The sequence below is a fragment of the Mameliella sp. AT18 genome (assembly GCF_028807275.1).
GTDB classification, from domain to species: Bacteria; Pseudomonadota; Alphaproteobacteria; order Rhodobacterales; family Rhodobacteraceae; genus Antarctobacter; species Antarctobacter albus.
The window spans coordinates 1-1,200 of sequence record NZ_JARAMO010000129.1 but is presented as its reverse complement, the minus strand read 5'-3'; the positions used below and the strand labels follow the sequence as shown (position 1 = coordinate 1,200).

1 protein-coding gene and 1 pseudogene are annotated in these 1,200 nt (G+C 62.6%); both read right to left on the bottom strand.

Annotated elements, in window-relative coordinates:
• Positions 1 to 764 (bottom strand): Hint domain-containing protein (locus PVW46_RS13685; protein WP_274576215.1); only part of this gene is annotated, 764 nt, incomplete at its 3' end.
• 214 nt (positions 765 to 978) lie between these two features.
• Positions 979 to 1,200, bottom strand: a pseudogene (locus PVW46_RS13680) (hypothetical protein); the annotation flags it as partial.

The following is a 1,200-nucleotide window of genomic DNA, read 5'->3' as shown; positions in this document are numbered from 1 at the left end:
CCATTGGCCAGGATCACGTCATGGGCCTCTGTCTCGACATGGTAGAAGGTCAGTTGTTCCGGCAGCTCCGAGGCAGGGAGCCAGTCGATCGTCGACCCGTTTACCAGTGCCGAGGCGTTGACGACCAGCCCGTCGATCACCATGCCGTGGTCGGCAGTGACGGTCAGGTCTTGTTCCGGCAGCCCGCCTCCCAGGCACCCTGCGCGCAGGCGGACAGGTTGCATCCGTGCGCCAGCGGTTGCCACCGAAACGGCCTGTCTCCCGATCCACCGGACCGGCACAGGGCGACCGTCCTGCGTCAGGATGGTGTCACCGATCCCCAAGGTCTCGACCGCACGATTGCCGTCCGGCGTCGCGATCATGCTGCCGGGTGCAAAACACAGGAAGGCGCTGGCACTGTCCTGCTGGGCGTTCGAACTGCCGGAGGTGGGGATTGTGGTCTGCGTCGTGCCGTCTTCGTCGAGGGGGACATAGTAATTCGTCCCATCGGTGAAGACGCCATATTCCGTTCCGCCCGAGGAGATCGTGTATCCCGAGTAGATGAGGCCAAGGGCGAAGTTGCCGAAGTAATCCGGGGTAAACGAGTTGGACGGCATCCCGACATTGACCGAACCGTTGTCATCCTGGTCGGTGATCGACAGGTTGATGTCGCTCTGGCCGGTCAGCCCGGTCCAGTTCAACGTCGACCCCGGTGCGCCTTCGGTTCCCGTGAAGGAAACCCCGCTGAGAATGACATAGCCTTCGGTTCCATAGGCTGTTGGCATTGATCCCTCCAAGCTCCGGTGTCAGCGGGGGCTGACAAAAGTTGACGTGAAATTGCATCTTAATTGAACCGGAGTTTGCCCGGAAAAGGCGATCCGGGCAAGTTTGCTCTCGGCAGGCCGGTGCCCGCGTCTGAGGGAACAAGGGGCAGGCCGCCATTGGTGCAGCGGCAAACCCCCACTGGAAAACGGTTTTCCGGCCGGGCAGCGATCCTTGTCAGGCGCTCAGACGGTGGTCCATGACCCGCAGGCCCAACTGCCGCTGCAGCTCTGCGGGGATCATCCGGGCCGAGGAGATCCGCGGGTGGGGCATCTCGGGGACGATCCGCTCGACCCCGTAGAGGTCCAGGTATTCGTCGAAGTTGTCAAAGCCTCGCCGGTCACGATAGTCGATGAAGGTCTCCGAGGGGGCGCCATTGGCCAGGATCACGTCATGGGC